The 18,742-nt window shown below is 60.5% G+C and carries 18 protein-coding genes, 1 tRNA gene and 1 riboswitch; of the genes, 15 read left to right on the top strand and 4 right to left on the bottom strand.

Annotated elements, in window-relative coordinates; translation table 11 throughout:
- Positions 1–13: 13 nt before the first annotated feature.
- From P7F28_RS03710 to P7F28_RS03685, 6 genes are all read left to right on the top strand, one after another.
- Entirely contained in the window at positions 14–1,078 is a 1,065-nt protein-coding gene (locus P7F28_RS03710) for a sugar ABC transporter substrate-binding protein (protein WP_277183091.1), read from the top strand.
- 7 nt (positions 1,079–1,085) lie between these two features.
- Entirely contained in the window at positions 1,086–2,096 is a 1,011-nt protein-coding gene (locus P7F28_RS03705) for an ABC transporter permease (protein WP_277183089.1), read from the top strand.
- Positions 2,096–2,878 (top strand): ATP-binding cassette domain-containing protein, encoded by a 783-nt coding sequence (locus P7F28_RS03700; RefSeq protein WP_277183088.1) that lies wholly within the window; start codon positions 2,096–2,098, stop codon positions 2,876–2,878. Before P7F28_RS03705 ends, P7F28_RS03700 begins: the two co-directional genes overlap by 1 nt.
- Positions 2,879–2,890: 12 nt before the next feature.
- Positions 2,891–3,622 (top strand): FadR/GntR family transcriptional regulator, encoded by a 732-nt coding sequence (locus tag P7F28_RS03695; RefSeq protein WP_277183087.1) that lies wholly within the window; start codon positions 2,891–2,893, stop codon positions 3,620–3,622.
- 88 nt (positions 3,623–3,710) lie between these two features.
- Complete coding sequence (locus P7F28_RS03690) at positions 3,711–4,490, top strand: hypothetical protein (protein WP_277183086.1); 780 nt, start codon at positions 3,711–3,713, stop codon at positions 4,488–4,490.
- Between the two features lie 107 nt (positions 4,491–4,597).
- Positions 4,598–4,754, top strand: a riboswitch (FMN riboswitch).
- A gap of 124 nt (positions 4,755–4,878) precedes the next feature.
- On the top strand, positions 4,879–5,376 hold the full coding sequence (locus P7F28_RS03685; protein ID WP_277183085.1) for a 6,7-dimethyl-8-ribityllumazine synthase: 498 nt from the start codon (positions 4,879–4,881) through the stop codon (positions 5,374–5,376).
- An 85-nt stretch (positions 5,377–5,461) separates the two neighbouring features.
- On the opposite strand, the gene argG is transcribed toward P7F28_RS03685, so the two are convergent.
- The 3 genes from argG to P7F28_RS03670 form a co-directional block, all read right to left on the bottom strand.
- Positions 5,462–6,796 (bottom strand): argininosuccinate synthase, encoded by a 1,335-nt coding sequence (gene argG / locus P7F28_RS03680; RefSeq protein ID WP_277183084.1) that lies wholly within the window; start codon positions 6,794–6,796, stop codon positions 5,462–5,464.
- 208 nt (positions 6,797–7,004) lie between these two features.
- Positions 7,005–7,089: transfer RNA gene (locus tag P7F28_RS03675), tRNA-Leu, on the bottom strand.
- A 10-nt stretch (positions 7,090–7,099) separates the two neighbouring features.
- A complete protein-coding gene (locus tag P7F28_RS03670; RefSeq protein ID WP_277183083.1) occupies positions 7,100–8,017 on the bottom strand; it encodes a LysR family transcriptional regulator in 918 nt (305 codons plus the stop codon).
- 98 nt (positions 8,018–8,115) lie between these two features.
- On the opposite strand from P7F28_RS03670, the gene P7F28_RS03665 reads away from it, so the two are divergent.
- The 5 genes from P7F28_RS03665 to P7F28_RS03645 are packed head-to-tail and all read left to right on the top strand — an operon-like array spanning position 8,116 to position 13,721.
- A complete protein-coding gene (locus tag P7F28_RS03665) occupies positions 8,116–9,009 on the top strand; it encodes a CoA ester lyase (protein WP_277183082.1) in 894 nt (297 codons plus the stop codon).
- An 11-nt stretch (positions 9,010–9,020) separates the two neighbouring features.
- A complete protein-coding gene (locus P7F28_RS03660; protein WP_277183081.1) occupies positions 9,021–10,214 on the top strand; it encodes a CaiB/BaiF CoA-transferase family protein in 1,194 nt (397 codons plus the stop codon).
- A 2-nt stretch (positions 10,215–10,216) separates the two neighbouring features.
- Positions 10,217–10,993 carry an amidohydrolase gene (locus P7F28_RS03655; RefSeq protein WP_277183080.1) on the top strand — a complete coding sequence of 259 codons (777 nt, stop codon included), beginning with the start codon at positions 10,217–10,219 and terminating at the stop codon, positions 10,991–10,993.
- Between the two features lie 24 nt (positions 10,994–11,017).
- A complete protein-coding gene (locus tag P7F28_RS03650; RefSeq protein WP_277183079.1) occupies positions 11,018–12,382 on the top strand; it encodes a short-chain fatty acid transporter in 1,365 nt (454 codons plus the stop codon).
- Between the two features lie 16 nt (positions 12,383–12,398).
- Positions 12,399–13,721 (top strand): 2-hydroxycarboxylate transporter family protein, encoded by a 1,323-nt coding sequence (locus P7F28_RS03645; RefSeq protein ID WP_277183078.1) that lies wholly within the window; start codon positions 12,399–12,401, stop codon positions 13,719–13,721.
- 74 nt (positions 13,722–13,795) lie between these two features.
- Here P7F28_RS03645 and P7F28_RS03640 read toward each other — a convergent pair whose 3' ends face one another.
- Positions 13,796–14,263, bottom strand: a complete 468-nt coding sequence (locus P7F28_RS03640) for a hypothetical protein (RefSeq protein ID WP_277183077.1) — start codon at positions 14,261–14,263, stop codon at positions 13,796–13,798.
- Between the two features lie 218 nt (positions 14,264–14,481).
- Between P7F28_RS03640 and P7F28_RS03635 the strand changes: the two genes are divergently transcribed.
- The 4 genes from P7F28_RS03635 (at position 14,482) to P7F28_RS03620 (ending at position 18,429) form a co-directional block, all read left to right on the top strand.
- Positions 14,482–15,333, top strand: a complete 852-nt coding sequence (locus tag P7F28_RS03635) for a GNAT family N-acetyltransferase (RefSeq protein ID WP_277183076.1) — start codon at positions 14,482–14,484, stop codon at positions 15,331–15,333.
- A gap of 2 nt (positions 15,334–15,335) precedes the next feature.
- Positions 15,336–16,262 (top strand): glyoxylate/hydroxypyruvate reductase A, encoded by a 927-nt coding sequence (locus tag P7F28_RS03630; RefSeq protein WP_277183075.1) that lies wholly within the window; start codon positions 15,336–15,338, stop codon positions 16,260–16,262.
- A 180-nt stretch (positions 16,263–16,442) separates the two neighbouring features.
- On the top strand, positions 16,443–17,852 hold the full coding sequence (locus P7F28_RS03625; RefSeq protein ID WP_277183074.1) for an aspartate aminotransferase family protein: 1,410 nt from the start codon (positions 16,443–16,445) through the stop codon (positions 17,850–17,852).
- A gap of 61 nt (positions 17,853–17,913) precedes the next feature.
- Positions 17,914–18,429: an Lrp/AsnC family transcriptional regulator gene (locus tag P7F28_RS03620; RefSeq protein WP_277183090.1), complete on the top strand. Its 516-nt coding sequence runs from the start codon at positions 17,914–17,916 to the stop codon at positions 18,427–18,429.
- Positions 18,430–18,742: the final 313 nt, after the last annotated feature.

Raw genomic sequence — 18,742 nt, 5'->3', positions numbered from 1 at the left:
CCAGGATGACGACGTGAAAGACATCAACGCAAGACGGCGCGGGCTGGTGCAAGGCGCGGGTTTAGGAGCCGCGTTATCGCTTCTGGGCGGCGCGGGCGGCTTTATTTCAAGCGCGCAAGCCGCTGAAGCCGCGTTCCCGCAGCACAAGAAGTGGAAGATCGTATTCGTCAATCACGTCACCACAAATCCTTTTTTTGTGCCGACGCAATACGGCATTCAGGATGCCTGCTCGCTGCTCGGCATGGACTATCAATGGACCGGCTCCGCCACGTCCGATGCAGGCGAAATGGTGCGCGCGGTGAACTCCGCGATCGCCGCGAAAGCGGATGCCATCGCCGTGCCGATCGTCGATCCGAACGCGTTCGACAAGCCCATTCAAGCCGCGCTCGATGCCGGCATTCCCGTGTTCGCCTATAACGCCGACGCCCCGCGCGGCAAGGCGAGTCCGCGCCTCGCTTATATCGGGCAGGACCTGTATTTGTCGGGCTATCAGATGGGCGAGCGCATCGCGAGTCTGATCGACAGTGGCATGGTGGCCTTGTTTATCGCCACGCCCGGACAGCTCAACATTCAACCGCGTCTCGATGGCGCAAGCGATGCCATCAAGAAGTCCGGCAAGAAGATCGATATTCAGACCGTTGCCACGGGCGCGACCGTCAACGAAGAACTATCGAAAATCAAGGCGTTTTATCTCGGCCACCAGGATTTGAAAGGCATGTTCGCCGTCGATGCAGGCAGCACGCAAGGCGTCGCGCAAGTGATGAAGGAATCGAATCTGCCTTCGAAGGGCGTGCATGGCGGCGGCTTCGATCTATTGCCGTCCACCATCCAGCTTATTCATGAAGGATTCCTTGATTTCACCATCGATCAACAGCCTTACGTGCAGGGCTTTTATACCGTGGTCGAGGCTTTCACCTTCCTCGCGTCGGGCGGACTGGTCGGGCCGGCGAATATCAACACGGGTCTCAAGTTCGTGACGAAGGCGACCGTCGAGCCTTATCTCAACACATCGACACGTTACGAAGGCAAGACCACCAAGCCGCAAATCGTGCCGATGAACGGCGCAATCAAGTCCTGACGTGACGATGAACACCGTGAACGAATCCAGCAAAGCGCAGACGCCCGCGCGGCCTCCACAGCCGCGCGGGGCTTTGTTATCCAACTGGGCGGCGGAGTTGCGTATTCTGCTCGTCGCGGTGTTGCTCGCCGCGTATTTCCAGATCGTCAATCACGACTTCCTGTTGTCGAACGCGAGCCTCGTCAACCTGTCGCAGTTCATTGCGCCGGTAGCGATCATCGCGTTCGGGGAAATCATGTTGATGATCGGCGGCGATATCGATCTCTCCGCGGGCATGGTGTTCGCGTTCGCGCCGTTCATGATGGTCTTCGCCAACGATGCCGGCGCGCCCATGTGGCTCGCCGTCATCGCTGGTCTCGTCGCGGCAGCGATCATCGGCTTCGTGAACGGTGCGGTAACGGTGTTTCTGCGCTTGCCCTCGTTTGTGACGACGCTCGGCACGCTGTTTCTGATCAACGGCGTTACGTTGACGTTGTCGCGCGGCACGCCGGTGGCAACGCCCGGCAGTCCTGAATTTTCAGCCGTGATGGGCGCATGGGGCTATAGCGAAATCATCTGGACGCTGGCGCTCGCGTACGTCATGCACGTATTGCTTCGTCATACGCGATGGGGTCTGCACACGCAAGCCGCCGGTGCAAACGCGCTCGGTGCCAGCGAAGCAGGCATTCGCGTCAATCGTCTGCGCCTGGGTAACTTCGTGCTGGCTGCGGTGCTTGCAGGCTTCACCGGCATTCTCGAAGGATTCCGAATTACTTCGATCGATCCGCAAGCGGGCGGCAATCAGATCATGTTTCTCGCAGTCGCCGCAGCGGTGATCGGTGGAACGCCATTGACGGGCGGCTCGGGCACGATTGTGGGCGGGTTGATCGGCGCGGCGGTGCTGGGCATTCTGAACGATGGCTTCACGCTGATCGGCATCAACGCGTTCACGTTCAACATTATTCTTGGCGCTGCGATTCTCGCCGCGATGATCTTCAATATCCACGTCGGGCGCATTCGCCGCAAGGGAGGCAAGTGATGTCGGACGTTCAGACCACCGATCTCGCGCTGCGTGGCGACAATATCGTCAAGCGATTCGGCGCGGTGACCGCGCTCGACGGTGTATCGCTGACGCTGGGAAAAGGCGAGATTCTCGGCATTCTCGGCGACAACGGCGCGGGCAAATCTACGCTCGTGAAAATACTCACGGGCTTTCATCAGCAGACCAGCGGCACGCTGCATGTACATGGTGAGGAAACGTTGTTGCGCTCGGTGGATCATGCGCGTTCGCTCGGTATCGAATGCGTGTATCAGGATCTGGCGCTGGCCAATTCGCTGTCGATCTATCACAACATGTTTTTGAATCGCGAGATCGTGCGGCGCGGGCCGTTTCGTCTCGTTGATCACAAGCAGATGCGCGCACGCGCCGCCCAATTGCTCGACGATATCGGCGTGCATGTGCCATCGGTCGATCTTCCTGTGGAGCGTTTGTCAGGCGGTCAACGGCAAGCTATCGCTGTGGCGCGCGCGGTGAATTCGAACGCACGCATTTTGTTGCTCGATGAACCGCTCGCCGCAATGGGCGCACGCGAAGCCGCGCTCATCATCGACCTCGTTTTGCGGCTCAAAGAGAAAGGCGGTCTGTCGATCATCATGATCATGCACAACTACGCGCAGACGCTCGATATCGCCGATCGCATCATGTTGATGCAGCGCGGACGCGTGACCTACGAAGCACGCAGCGCAAATACTTCGGTAGCCGAACTAATGGATATCGTGCGCCGTGAATATCGGGCGATGCGCGAAGCAGCGGCACATTGAAGCAGCCGATGTATGGACTACCGCAACCCCACGCAGCGCAAGAGCATGCATGGACGGATCGTGCAGGAACTCGGCATGCAGATCGCGAGCGGCGTATTCGCGCCGGGTCAGCGTCTGCCCGCCGAACCGACGCTCTGCGAAACCTATGGCGTCAGCCGTCCCGTGCTGCGTGAAGCGACGCGCGTACTCGTCGCGAAAGGTCTGGTGGTATCGAAACCGCGCGTAGGCAGCGTGGTGCGCCCACGCGATGAGTGGCATATGCTCGATCCCGACGTGCTCGTTTGGACCGTCGGCAATCTGCCCGAAGGCGAGTTCTTTCAATCGCTGATGACGGTGCGGCAGATTATCGAGCCGGCCGCTGCGGCGCTCGCCGCCATTTCCGCGACCGACGAAGACATCGAACTCATTGGCGCGGCGTTCGCGCGCATGGAACAAGCGTCCACCGCCGAAGCGCTGCTCGAACCCGATCTCGCGTTTCATCGCGCGATTCTCGCCGCCACGCATAACGACATGCTCGCGTATATCGGCAATATGCTGTCGCTGGCGCTGTCGGAATCGATCAAACTGACCAGCCGGCATCCGAACACGCACGCGCTGTCGTTGCCGCGTCACAAGGCCATTTACACGGCCATTTCCAATCGCGATGCGCTCGCGGCCCGTCAGGCCAGCGTCGTGCAACTCGACAACGCCCGCGCGGACGCCAACTCCATTCTCGGCGGCGCAGCGCTGGCGGCCAAAGCCTAAAGTTTCCGCGCGATCCATCCGTTAAAGCGATGTCGGCGCCGTGCAGTGTGGCCGCCTGTGCTCAACATCACGCAAAACGATCGTATCCATGAAACTGTTCACCAAGCTCGCGCTGCTCGCCTTGCCTATTCTTGCTGCCTGCGGCGGCGGTGGATCGAGCGACGAAACCTGTGCGTCCAACCTGGGGACGCTGACCAAGTCCTGCACGTCGAACGTCTCCACGGCCATTCCCGAAGGCATCTGGTACGGCGCGACCACCACGGAACTCGCGGCGCAAACTATCGTGCTGGAAAACGGCCAGTATTTCAGCGTCTATACGAGCAACAGCACCGGCGCGTTTCAGTGGCTCACCGAAGGCTTCATGACGGCATCGAACGGCACCATTACCGATACGGCGACCATCGCGCTGACCAACACCAACGCGATCATCAGCGGTTCGGCGTCGGGTTCGTTCACCGCAAAAAGCTCGCTCGCCATGACGACGACGATGAACACCGTGCCGAACACCACGGTGCTCTCGTACAACGGCGCGTACAACTCGATCTACGACTCGGCGCTCAATATCTCCGATGTCTCCGGCGCGACGTGGACCAGCCCGGCGACACTCGCCACCGTATCGACCATCACGTTCCAGGCCGATGGCTCGGCCAGCGGCAAGCAAGGCACCTGCACCTTCACCGGCAGCTTCAAGCCGCGTTCGACGGGCAAGCATCTGCTGGACGGCACGCTGAATTTCACCAGCGCGACGTGTCTGGCGGGCAATGGCGTTTCGATGCCGGTGGAAGCGACCGTGGTGAACAGCCAGCTCACCCTCGTCGGCGTGACGCCACAGCGCAACGCGGCGTTTTATCTGACGGCGCGTCGCTAAAGCGTCACTAAGGCGAGCGTTAGCTTAGCCACAATCGATATATGGCCGAAAGCGCGCATTGTGCTTTTTCGTGATAACTTACGCCCGTTCGTCGATTCCTTTGACGAACACGTTCTCGGGGCGGGGTGCGATTCCCCACCGGCGGTAATCGCGCGGCAACGCGCGTAGCCCGCGAGCGCTCGGCGGCCTTCTTAGGCGGTCGAGGTCAGCAGACCCGGTTGGATTCCGGGGCCGACGGTATAGTCCGGATGAAAGAGAACAGGACGGCCTTCAGTGCTTGTTGCAGGCGCTTGTTTCAGGCGCTTTTCGCTTTCGTGCGCGTTTTTTGGATGCGTGCGCGAGCGTGCGGCCGTCCTTCGCCCTGTTCACACAAAACAGGCTGAAGTCCATGAACATGTCTACTCCCAATGAAGCACAAGCGGTAAGCGCCGCAGGTTCCAACCGTCCTCGCATCGCGTTCGTGCAGGCGTGCTGGCATCGCGATATCGTCGATCAGTGCAAGACCGCGTTTATCGAAGCGATGCTGCAAAAAGGCTATGCGCGCGATGAAATCGATCTGTTCGAAGTGCCCGGCGCGTTTGAAATTCCGCTGCATGCGAAGCGCCTCGCCGCGAGCGGAAAGTATGCGGGGATCGTAGCGGCGGGTCTCGTCGTCGATGGCGGGATTTATCGGCACGATTTCGTCGCGACGGCGGTCATCAACGGTTTGATGCAGGTGCAGCTCGAAATGGGCGTGCCGGTGTTTTCAGCCGTGCTGACGCCGCATCATTTCCACGGCGGCGCGGAGCATGTCGGCTTTTTCCGGGAGCATTTCCTCGTGAAGGGCGCGGAAGCGGCGCATGCGTGCGCTGAGACCGTGAGCAAGCTGGCGGCGCTATCGGTTTGATGGGCGGTTTAATCGGCGGTTTGATCGGCGCATAAAAAAAGCGGTCATCGATTGATGACCGCTTTTCTCTGAAACCCGCTGAAACTTACTCTTTATCGCCCTTGATCTGCGGCAGCGCCGACTTTTCACCCGGCGTCAGCAAGCCGACCTGCGAGTAAATCCGCAGCTTGTCGCGCGTATCGGTAATGTCCAGATTACGCATGGTCAACTGACCGATACGATCCTTCGGCGAGAACGTGGATTCCACCTTCTCCATCGACAGACGTTCCGGCTGATACGTCAGATTCGGCGACTTGGTGCTGACGATCGAATAGTCGTTACCGCGACGCAGTTCGATAGTCACTTCACCGGTAATCGCGCGCGCGACCCAGCGTTGCGCGGTTTCGCGCAGCATGATGGCTTGCGGATCGAACCAGCGGCCCTGATACAGCAAGCGTCCCAGACGACGCCCGTTTTCGCGATACTGCTCGATCGTATCTTCGTTATGAATGCCCGTGACGAGCCGCTCATAAGCGATGTAGAGCAGCGCCAGCCCCGGCGCTTCATAAATGCCACGGCTCTTTGCCTCGATGATGCGGTTCTCGATCTGATCGCTCATTCCAAGACCATGCCGCCCGCCGATACGATTCGCTTCCAGCAGCAGTTCCACCGCATCCGCAAAAGTCTTGCCGTTCAGCGCGACCGGACGGCCTTCTTCGAAGCGTACCGTCACTTCTTCGCGATCCACCTTCACGTCGTCGCGCCAGAACGCCACGCCCATGATCGGATTGACGATGCGCATGCCGCTTTCGAGACTTTCCAGATCCTTCGCTTCGTGCGTGGCGCCGAGCAGGTTCGAATCGGTCGAATAGGCTTTTTCAGCCGACATCTTGTAGCCGAAGCCCGCCTGCTGCATGAACGCCGACATTTCCGCGCGGCCGCCGAGTTCGTCGATGAACTGCTGGTCGAGCCACGGTTTGTAGATCTTCAGATCCGGATTGACGAGCAGACCGTAGCGATAGAACCGCTCGATATCGTTGCCCTTGTAGGTGCTGCCATCGCCCCAGATGTTCACGCCGTCTTCCTTCATCGCGGAGACGAGCATGGTGCCGGTGACCGCGCGGCCCAGCGGCGTGGTGTTGAAGTACGTGACGCCGGCCGTCGAAACGTGGAACGCGCCGGCTTGCAGCGCCGCGATGCCTTCCGAAACCAGTTGCGCGCGGCAGTCGATCAAACGTGCGCCCGCTGCACCGTATTCGGTCGCGCGGCGGGGAATGGAATCGTAGTCGTCTTCGTCGGGCTGGCCGAGGTTGGCCGTGTATGCGTAGGGCGTGGCGCCCTTTTTCTTCATCCAGTGCAAGGCTGCGCTGGTGTCGAGACCGCCGGAAAACGCGATACCGACCTTTTGACCAACCGGGAGGCTTTCGAGAATTGTGCTCATGAGCAATACCGTCAAATCGACATAGGGGAAACGTGGTCCGACTTTCGAGTATCAGTCATGCCCAGCCACATGACAAGTTTGGCCGGAAATGACCTGAACTCTCGTACCCGAGGCGCAATGAGGAGGAGATGCGTGGCAGCGTCGCAGAACCGGCTGCAACGAGCGGGCGAAAAGGACAAGCAAGGACAAGCTGACAGCGATAAAACCGTGGTGCCCAGGGCGGGACTCGAACCCGCACGCCGTTAAGCGCTACCCCCTCAAGATAGTGCGTCTACCAATTCCGCCACCTGGGCAAGGGGGCCGCTATTGTATCGGCTGGGCGTGAATTTTTGAAGTCCCCGCGTCGATGCTGGCCGCGGCCGCCTCATCCGCGCATTGCAGCAGGCCACGAATCAGCCGGGCGCGCGGCGAGGCGCGCTGCCAGACCACGCCGAAGCGGCGCGGCTCGGCGGGCATCGGCAAGGGCAAGTGGGCGACGGCGAGCGCGGCGGTCATCGGCGAGACGATATCCGGCACGAGCGATACCCCCAAACCGCGATCGACCATCATCGCGATGGCCATCAGCGAGTTCAGTTCGAAGAGTTCGCGCGGCACGATGCGTGCTGCCCGCAGATATTGATCCGCCTGCTTGCCGCCGCCCAGCGAACGGTCGTATCGGACGAAAGGCTCGCGTCGAAGTAACTCGTGCGGGTCTTCGTGCGACAGACGCGCGGGCGCGAGCACGACCAGCGGTTCCTCGCGCAGCAGATGCCAGTCGTAAGCCTTCGGCAGCGCGAACGCGGGATGCAGACAAATGGCGACGTCTAGATCGCCGCGTTGCAGCGTGTCGTACAACTCCATCGACGTACCCGCGCGAATCAGCACCTTGGCGCGCGGATAACCGCGCGAGAAGTTGGCGAGCACGTCCGGCAGCAGGCTCAGCAGCGCCGTCGTGATCGTGCCGATGCGCAGTTCGCCCGCCGCCTCGCCTTCGAGCGCGTGCGCCTTCAGTTCCGCGAAATCCGCGACCAGCCCGCGCGCCCGCTCGATCACGCGATGTCCCGCTTCGGTCGGAATCACCGTGCGGCCGGCGCGGATCAGCAGCGTGACGCCGAGTTCGCGTTCCAGCGCCTGAACCTGCTGGGCGATGGCCGCAGGCGTCACGCCGACGCGGCGCGCGGCTTCGGCCATCGAACCGGTATCGACGACGAGCAGGAGATTGGCGAGGAAGGCAGTATCCACGGGATAGTTTTTCTGTCGATTGAAGATAGACGTGGATAGTTTATCTAAAAGCCCGACGCTCGTAGACTGCCTGCATACTTAAAGCAGCAGGAGACACCATGCGAAGCAAACTCTTCGTCCCGGCCTCGCGCCCGGAACTCTTTGCCAAGGCGCTCGCCAGCGCCGCCGATGCCCTCTCGTTCGATCTCGAAGACGCCGTCGCGCCCGAGCGCAAGCCGCAGGCGCGCGCAGACTTACGCGCCTTCCTGCAAACCGATGACGCGCTCGCCACGGACAAAACGCTGATCGTCCGCGTCAACGCGCTTGATTCGCCCCATTTCGCCGCCGATATCGACGCCATCGCGCGTAACGGCGTGTCTCTCATCAATTTGCCGAAGCCGGAGCATCCCGACGATGTGCGCGCCGCCGCCGAAGCCATCGAAGCCGCCGAGCGCGATAACGGCGTGACCGCGCCGATCGGCTTGCTGCTGAATGTCGAATCGCCGAAAGCGTTGCGGTTGGCGGCGGAACTGGCGGGCGCGCATCCGCGTGTCGCGGGATTGCAGCTTGGCTTGGGCGATTTGTTCGAACCGCTCGGCATCGCGCGTCGGGAAAACGGCGCGATCGCTCAGGCGATGTTCGCGCTGCGTATCGCGGCGGGCGAAGCGGGCGTGTTCGCTTATGACACCGCGTTCGCCAACATCAAGGACGCCGACGGCTTTCGCGCCGAAGCGCAGATGGCGCGCGCGTATGGGTTTATCGGCAAAAGTTGCATTCATCCGAGCCAGATCGCGCTGGCCAACGAAGTCTTCCGTCCAACCGATGAAGACATCGCCCATGCTGTCCGCGTAGTCGTTGCCGCGCGCGATGCGGACGCGAAAGGCATCGGCGCATACGTGGTCGATGGAAAGATGATCGATCCGCCCTTCGTCGAACGCGCACGCGTATTGGTGAAGGACGCGGCGCGGCTCGGGCTGTTGTCAGAGACGCAGCGCGCATCGATCGGCATATAAAGGATACCGAAATGAAACAACAGAACACCGAACGCAGCGGTCCGCTGGCAGGCGTGCGCGTGCTCGATCTGAGCGCGTATATCGCCGGGCCGTATGGCTGCACGCTGCTCGCCGATCAGGGCGCGGAAGTCATCAAGATCGAACCGCCTTCGGGCGATAACCTGCGCAAATATCCCTCGACGCTCGAAGCGGAAAGCCGCGCGTTTCTCGGCGTGAATCGCGGCAAACGAGGACTCGTTCTCGATCTCAAGCAATCCGAAGCACTTGACGTGCTACTCTCGCTCGTCAAGGAAGCAGACGTGCTGGTGCATAACTTCCGTCCGAGCGTGCCCGCGCGATTGGGTATCGCGTATGAACAGCTTCGCGCGATCAATCCGCGTCTGATTTATTGCGCGGTGACGGGTTATGGCGATACGGGTCCGAACAAGGATAAAGCCGGTTACGACCAGGTGCTGCAAACCATGACCGGCATGTGCACGCTGCAAGGCCCGAAGGATGGCGCGCCGGAAGTGCTGTACGGTTCTGTCGTCGATTACTACGCGGCGGCGCTGGTGGCATCGAGCGTATCGTCGGCGTTGTTTGCGCGTGAGCGCAGCGGCGAAGGACAGTATGTCGGCGTCTCCTTGCTGCGAAGCGCATTGACGATGCAATCCGCTCGCATGATCTGGGCCGACAGCGAGCCAAAAGATGTGGGCCGCGATATGCGTTCGGGCGGCATCACGGGCATTCATCCGACGCGTGAAGGTTATCTGTATCTGTCCGCGAATACGCCGCATTTCTGGAAGTCGCTGTGCGAACTCACGGGCCTGCATGCGTTGATCGATGACGAGCGATACGACACGGTCCGCAAGCGCGCCCTTCATCGCGATGAAATCGTGCCGCAGTTGCACGCGGCGCTCGCGCAACGCTCGGCGCTCGAATGGGAAACCCTGTTCGGCGATGCCGTGCCCTGCGCCGCCGCGCGCAGCGTCGAAGACATGTTCGACGATCCGCAAGTGCTCGCGGAAGACATGGTTGCGCGCTTCGAGTATCCAGGCGTGGGCGCGTATCGCGGTTTCAAGCATCCTTTTCGATTCGGTTCGACGCCGTTGCCGGAGCCATTCGCTGCGCCCGCTTTCGGTGAACACAGCGATGCGTTGCTGCGCGAAGCGGGCCTGAGCGATGAACAGATTCAAACGTTGCGCTCGAAGCGCGCGGTGCTTTGAAGATGATGAAAACCCCATCAAACGCCTGCGATTCGCATATCCACATCTTCAACCACGAAGATATTGCCGCGTATCGTGAGGCGCAGAAGCGCATCGGCACGGAGCGCGTGGTGATCGTTACGCCGCGCACGCACGGCATCGACAATACCGTTACCGTCGATGCGATTCGCCAGTTCGGTATCGACAATGCGCGCGGCGTTGCGGTGCTGCATCCCGACGTGACAGATTCGCAGTTGCAAGCGCTAAACGAAGGCGGCATTCGCGGCATCCGCTTCACGCTGTACACGCCGCAGAACGCGGCGGTGAGCTTCGATATGGTCGAACCGCTGGCGAACCGCATCGCGCAATTCGGCTGGCACGTGCAGCTTCACTGGACGGCGGATCAGATCGTCGAACACGCGGAGTTGCTGCAGCGCTTGCCCTGCACGATGGTCTTCGATCACCGCGCGCGGCTGCCCTCAATGAATCACTCTGCATTCCGAATCGTCTGCGAATTAGCCGATGCAAACCGCGCGTGGATCAAGCTCTCCGGTCCGTACCTCGACTCGAAGCAAAGCCCGAACGAACGCTACGCCGATATCACGCCGATGGCCCGCGCCTGGGTCGATGCCGTGCCCGAGCGTCTGGTCTGGGGCGGCGACTGGCCACACGTCACCGAGACGCACAAACCCGACGACGCGATGCTGCTCGATCTGCTCTCCGAATGGACCGAAGACGATGCGTTGACCGAACGCATCCTCGTGACGAATCCAGCGGTCTTGTACGGCTTTTCGCTCTAAAAAAAACAAATCAGGAGACACGCCATGAAAACCACCACCGCGCCCACGCCACAACGCAAAACGCGCCTCACCGAATCGACCATTCGCGTGTTCGAACGGACCATTCCCGATCCGTTCGTGCTTGCCATTCTCATCACTGCAATCGTCGCCGTGCTGTCCTGTATCTGGGCACCGCACGCAACGCTGCCGAAGATGATTACCGGCTGGTACAAGGGCTTTTTCGATATCTTCACCTTCGCGTTTCAAATCACACTGGTGCTCGTCACGGGTCACGCGTTTGCGCACGCGCCGCCGGTGCAGCGCGTGTTCCGCGCGTTGGTATCGATTGCGCGCACGCCGGCGCAGGCGGGCGCGCTGACCTTCGTGCTGGTGGCGGTGACATCGTTCTGCAACTGGGGCATGGGACTGGTGGTCGCGGCGCTGCTCGCGCGCGAAGTCGCCAAGCGTATGCGCGTGGATTTCGCGTGGATCGTCGCGGCGGGATTCTCGGGCTGGGTCGTGTGGGCGAGCGGCATTTCAAGCTCTATCGCGCTGGCGCAATCCACGTCCGGCAGTTCGATGAACGTCGTGCAAAAGCTCACGGGCGCGGTGCTGCCCTTCAGCGAAACGGTGTTCACGCGCTTCAATCTCGTGCCAACCATCGTCATGCTTATCGCGATGCCTTTTCTGCTCGCCTGGCTCAAACCACGCGATGAAGACGCCGTCGTGCTCGACACGACGAAGCATCCCGACGAAGCGATTCGCAAGCGCCCCGAAGGCAAGCTGAGCTTCGCACGCTGGATCGAACATTCGTGGATTTGTTCGGCGTTTATCGGTGTCGTTGGTATCGCGTTGATCGTGATGACGCAGTTTCAGCACATCGCGTTTTCCGGCGTAAATGCGGTGATTTTCGTGATGTTCATCGCGGGCGTGATCTTTCACGGCTATCCGCTGGCTTATGCGGATGCCATCAAGAACGCCGCCAAACAAACCGGTTCGATGATGCTTCAATACCCGCTGTACGGCGGCATCATGGGCATGATGGATGCCACCGGTCTGCCCGATGTGATCTCGCACTTCTTCATCGCGATTTCGAATGCGCATACGCTGCCGTTCTGGAGTTATGTGTGCTCGCTGATCGTTACGTTCTTTATTCCGAGCGGCGGCGGACACTGGGCGGTGCAAGGTCCGTTCGTCGTGCCCGCAGCGGTGGCATTGCACGCCTCCGTTCCCGCCACGACGATGGCCGTCGCGATGGGCGAGCAAGTCTCGAACATGCTGCAACCGTTCTGGGCCGCGCCGGTGGTCGCGATGGCGGGCGTCGGCGTGCAGCGCGTGCTCGGCTTCACGGTAATGACGTTCGCGCTCGGTTTGATCGTGTATGGCGCAGCGCTTTTGATTTTCATCTGATATGAGCCACGAAACGATGGAATCCGCTGTCCCCGTTCGGGGCCTGAAAGAACGCTGGTGGCGCGTGTTCGATATGCGCATCGGCGCATTGCCGTTGCCGGTGTATCTCGTACTGATCGCCGTGCTCGCGCTGATGACCGCGCACGGCAAACTCGCCGCGGATCTGCCGACGGGCATCGCGCTGGTCGCGGTCGGCGGCTTCACGTGCGCGGAGTTGGCCAAGCGCATCCCGTGGATACGCCATATCGGCGCGACCTCGATTTTCGCCGCCTTTATCCCGTCGATGCTGGTCTACTACAAGCTCATGCCCGAGCCGATCACCAAAGCGGTGACCACATTTACGAAGCAATCGAACTTCCTGTACTTGTTTATCGCGGCGATTATCGTCGGCAGTGTGCTGAGCATGGATCGGCAGATGTTGGTGAAGGGCTTCGTGCGCATCTTTATCCCGGTGATGAGCGGGTCGATTGCGGCGGCGTGTGTTGGAACGGGCGTGGGCGTTTTGCTCGGATTGGACGCGAAGCATGCGCTGTTCATGGTCGTCGTGCCGATCATGGCGGGCGGTGTCGGTGAAGGCGCGCTGCCGCTGTCGGCCGGCTATGCGCAGATTCTCGGCGTCGAACAAGGGCCGTTGTTCGCGCAGGTTTTATCGGCGGTGATGCTGGGGAATATCGCGGCGATTTGCTGCGCGGGCTTGCTGAATTATCTTGGCACGCGTCGGCCTCGGCTGACGGGCAATGGTCGATTGACCATCGCGCAAGGTCATGACGATGACGTTGCTTCGGAATCCAAAGGACAATCCTTCGAATTCGATGTCAGTTCGGTCGCGGCAGCGGGCGCAACGGCGATTGCGTTGTATCTGCTCGGCGTGCTGAGCCATCAATATTTCGATTGGCCCGCACCCGTGGTGATGCTCGTGCTGGTCGTCGGCGCGCAGTTCTTTCAGATCGTATCGCCGCGTGTGCGGGGCGGCGCGCGCTTTATGTACGGGTTCTTTTCTACCGCCGTCACTTATCCGCTGATGTTCGCGATCAGCGTCGCGATGACGCCGTGGGGCGAGATCGTGACCGCGTTTCATTGGGTCAATATCGTGACGGCTGTATCGACCGTGCTGACTCTGGTGCTCACCGGTTTCTTCGTCGCGCGATGGACGGGGATGTATCCGGTCGAAGCCGCAATCGTCAATGCGACGCATAGCGGCTTGGGCGGAACGGGCGATGTAGCAATTCTGACCGCCGCGAATCGCATGGAATTGATGCCGTTTGCGCAGATTGCCACGCGGATTGGCGGCGCGGTGACGGTGATGGTGGCGTTGGGGGTGTTTGCGTATTGGAGGTAAAGCCGCTTTTGGAGCATTAGCATATCGATGTCCTATATCGACAATTGCTAAATGCACGAGCGAGGACAAGCGGACTACGTACTGGTCACAACTCGTTTTATCTTGACGTCGTTGCCATCGCAGTCGTGCTTAATCTTTTGGTTGTCACAAGTTGCGGCGAATGACAGAAGACAGAATAGGACGATAAGCAAAGTCGATCCCCATGACCAGCAACAGAACGAAATCTGAAGGCGTCGATCAAGCGCTTCATGATCGGCAAGTAGACGGTTCCTTGTGAAGTGACAAAACCAGAGTGCTGCCAGGTAGAGCACCAAGCCGATGAGTATCGCGCTCCTCGCAAGAAGCAGACTAATTCTCATTGCGCAATACAAGTCGCCTTTTTGTGGCCCGACTGCGATAAGAAAGGCGAGGCTTTGAACCACAGCGAATCCTGTGACAACATTTCCCATCGCCCAGAACTCTTTTGCATACTCCAAATCTTTTTCCCTCAGACCTGACTGCCGGGAAGCCTTAAAAAGCTTAAACAATCGTTGCGCGTTCACGGTGAACTCCTCGCTTGGCAGGGCTCCGCAATTATCAATAGGAGACCTTTGGGGTAAGCGCCGGACAGGGTTGCGCATCATTCCGCCGTTCTTCAGTCCGTGAAGAAACTATCGTTCAATTTTCGGTGAGGCAGTCGCCCTAACCCGCAGCAAGATCGTCCTATTCGCGCACCGCGCCGCGTGTCACATTAACGGCATCCTTCATCGTGGAGCATGCCGTGTCTATCGCTTACCGCCCCTTCACCGCCGACGACATTCCCGCTGCGCACGCGTTGTCGGTCAAGGTCAAATGGCCGCATCGCGCCGATGACTGGCGCTTCGTGCTCGACGCGGGCGCGGGTTTCATCGCGCAGGACGGCGAGCGGATCGTCGGCACTGCGTTGTGCTGGAAATATGGCGCGGATGGCGGATCGCTTGGCATGGTGATCGTCGCGCCTGACAACCAAGGTCGCGGTATCGGCAGAAAGCTGATGGAATTGCTGCTCGAAGCGCTCGGCAATCGCATCACCGTTTTGCATGCGACGCCTGCTGGCGAGCCGCTTTACGCGAAGCTCGGCTTCGAGCGCATCGGCGCGATTCACCAGCATCACTCGGCGGATTTCGTGGTGCCTTCGATTGCCGCGCCGGAAGGCGAACGCATCCGTCCAATCGATTCGAGCGATACGTCGAAGCTCATCGAGCTTGCATCGAAAGCGAACGGTCTTGATCGCAGTGAACTCCTGCCGCTGCTGCTCAAGTATGCGAAAGGCATCGTCATGCAGAAAGACGATGGCGAAATAACCGGCTTCGCGCTGATCCGCAAATTCGGCCGTGGCGATGCAATCGGCCCAGTCGTATCGATCACACCAGACGCGCACCGCGCGAAAGCGTTGATCGCCTATTGGCTCGCGCAAAACGCAGGCAACTTCACGCGCATCGATACGCCCGACGAATGCGGCCTTTCCGCGTGGCTTAACGACGATATCGGCCTGAAACGCGTGGACACGGTCATCAAAATGTCGCGCAACGGCACGCCGCCGCAGGACGCGTCCATCACGCAATTTGCGATCATCAATCAGGCATTGGGCTAACCATGACGCTGCTCTACAAAGCCGATCCCGACCGCGGCAGACAATGGGCGCAATGGTTCGCGCAAAAGGCGCCGGAGATCGAGTTCCGTTTGTGGCCCGATATCGGCAATGCAGCCGATGTGCGCTATCTCGCCGCGTGGACGCCGCCCGCCGACATCATGGAGTCGCTGCCGAACGTGGAAGTGATTTTTTCCGTGGGCGCGGGCATCGATCAGTTCGATTTGTCGCTCGTGCCGCCGCATGTGTCCGTGGTGCGGATGAAGGAACCGGGCATCGTCGAAGGCATGGTCGAGTACGTGACGCAAGCCGTGCTCACGCTGCATCGAGATATCTTCGATTACGGCCAACTGCAACGCGAACGCGTATGGCGCGAAATGCCCGTGCGCGCCGCCGCTACGCGACGCGTCGGTGTGATGGGCCTCGGTATGCTCGGCACGGCCGTGCTGGACACGCTGCGCCGCTTCGGTTTTCCGTGCGCGGGATGGAGCCGCTCGGCGCATGAAATCGAAGGCGTCGAATGTTTTGCGGGCGTCGAGTCGCTCGATGCCTTTCTCGCGCGCACCGATATCCTCGTTTGCCTGCTCCCGCTAACGGACGCGACGCGCGGCATCATCGATAAACATGTGTTCGATACGCTGCCCGAAGGCGCGTCGTTCATCAACGTGGGGCGCGGGCCGCATGTGAATCAGCAGGATCTGCTGAATGCGCTGGACAGTGGCCGTCTGCACGCCGCCATTCTCGATGTCACCGATCCCGAACCGCTGCCGCCCGCGCACGCGTTCTGGACGCATCCGCGCGTACGCCTGACGCCGCATATCGCCAGCGCGACGCGGCCGGAATCGGCGGTGGACGTGGTGCTGGACAACCTGCGGCGGCATCGCGCGGGCGAACGGATGATCGGCGAAATCGACCGCACGCGCGGTTACTGACGCGCTCACGCCAAAAGCCGCGCAGCAGAAAATGCTGCGCGGCCCGTGCAAAACGCGGCTTTTGCGCTCTTTCAGAATTTTTTTGACGATGCACGCGATACGCCTCTGCCGATACCATCGAATCGTCAACAGCCCATTCCGAGCGCCACGCACCGCATCTGCAAAGAGAGAGAACGCATCATGTCGATCCAGTCGCTAATCGAGTCCGACCGCAAGCATCTGATTCACCCCGTCATCAGCTATCGTGCGCATGAGGCGCGCGGCGTCACCGTGCTGGATTCGGCGCAGGGCGTGTTCCTGCGCGATATCGAAGGGAAAGAACTACTCGACGCGTTCTCCGGGCTCTGGTGCGTGAACACCGGTTACGGTCACGCGAGCATCGTCGAAGCGGCGGCGAAGCAGATGGCGAAGCTGCCCTACGCGACCGGTTATTTCCACTTCGGCTCGGAGCCTGCCATCGAACTGGCGGCGAAGCTGGTGCAGCTTGCGCCTGCGTCCTTGCAGCATGTGTACTTCACGCTCGGCGGTTCCGATGCCGTCGATTCCGCGCTGCGTTTCATCACGCACTATTACAACGCGACGGGGCGCGCCTCGAAGAAGCATTGCATCGCGTTGCAGCGCGGGTATCACGGGTCGTCGTCGATCGGTGCGGGGCTGACGGCTTTGCCTGCGTTCCATCGCAACTTCGATTTGCCGCTGGCCACGCAGCATCACATTCCGTCGCCCTACGCCTACCGCAATGATTTCGCCGATGACGCCGCACTGATCGCCGCGTCCGTCGCCGCACTCGAAGCGAAGGTCGCGGAACTCGGCGCAGACAACGTCGCCGCGTTCTTCTGCGAGCCGATTCAAGGCTCGGGCGGCGTGATCGTGCCGCCCGTCGGCTGGCTGAAGGCAATGCGCGAAGCCTGCCGCAAGCTCGACATCCTCTTCGTCGCCGATGAAGTGATCACCGGTTTTGGCCGCACGGGTCCGCTGTTCGCGTGCGAAGGCGAAGGCGTGGAGCCGGATCTGATGACGGTCGCCAAGGGCCTCACCGCCGGTTATGCGCCGATGGGCGCGGTGCTTATGTCGGACGCGGTGTATCGGGGTATCGCGGATGGCGACAATGGCGGTCTGCCGATCGGTCACGGGCACACGTATTCCGCGCATCCGGTGAGCGCTGCCATTGGGCTCGAAGTGATGCGGCTGTATCACGAAGGCGGCTTGCTGGCGAACGGTCAGGCGCGCGCGGCGCAGTTTGCGAAGGGGCTGGACGATCTGCTTGCGCATCCGCTGGTGGGTGACTCGCGGCATCGCGGTTTGCTCGGCGCGCTCGAACTCGTCAGCGATAAAGACAGCAAGCAGGGATTCGATGCATCGCTCAAATTGCCGGATCGGATTTCTGCGGCGGCGTATGCGAACGGGCTGGTTTTCCGGGCTTTCGGCGACAACATTCTGGGCTTTGCGCCTGCGCTCAGCTTCACGGAAAACGAGTTCGAACTGCTGTTCGCGCGCCTGCAAAAAACCCTCGACGATGTGCTCGCGCAAAGCGAAGTGCGCGCGGCGCTGAAGGGTGCGACCGGATTTAGTTCGCGCGCGGCTGCGTGATAACATCGACCGACCGCCGACATGCCAGACCGCCGCATCCACATCAAGCACGACAGGGACGATGAGCAACGACTGCAAGCTGGACCGAATCGACCTGCGTATCCTCGCGCAATTGCAAAAGCGCGGGCGCATTACGAATGTCGAACTCGCCGATGCTGTCGGGCTGTCGCCCAGTCCTTGTCTGATTCGTGTGAAGCGGCTGGAGAAGGCGGGGTATATCGTCGGATATGGGGCGCAGATTCAGCTCGAAAAGCTCGGCGATGTGCAGTTGGTCTTTACCGAAGTGACCTTGGCCGATCATCGGCGCGAGGACTTCATCAAGTTCGTCAATGCGGTCAAGGATGTCGACGAGATTGTCGAGTGTCATCTTGCCTCCGGCGGGTACGATTATTTGCTCAAGTTCGTGACGCGGTCGGTGGGGCATTATCAGAGCATTATCGAGGGTTTGCTCGAGAGGGATATTGGGATCGAGAAGTACTTTTCTTATGTCGTTATCAAGACGGCGTTTGTGAAGAGTCATTATCCTTTGGAGACTTTGTTCTCGGGTTCTTCTGGGTCTGGTTCTGGGGCTCATTGATTGGTACTGCTGCTTCTGGTCGTGCGTTTTCTTTCAGTAGCCGCCTCCCCGGCGGGGGGGTAACTTTCTTTGCTGCTGCAAAGAAAGTCACCAAAGAAAGCAGCTTTCTCAACCAGACACTGCCTCTTGATCCCGCAAGTGGATTAATCGTCTCCCTCGGTAACAATAGCTCGCCGCCACGGAGGCCTGCCCGGCCTGTCAAGCGCTCGGTACGCATCTACAAGCACCCCTTTTCCCCTAGCAAAGCGGCACGCGCTCATCCGCGCGGCGTGTCCGGCGCTCACGCGCCATCGCCGTTGGGGTTTGCAACGGA

Source organism: Caballeronia sp. BR00000012568055, assembly GCF_029439455.1.
Taxonomy (GTDB): domain Bacteria; phylum Pseudomonadota; class Gammaproteobacteria; order Burkholderiales; family Burkholderiaceae; genus Caballeronia.
The sequence above is the reverse complement of the archived record's forward strand: the minus strand, read 5'-3'. Positions and strand labels throughout refer to the sequence as shown.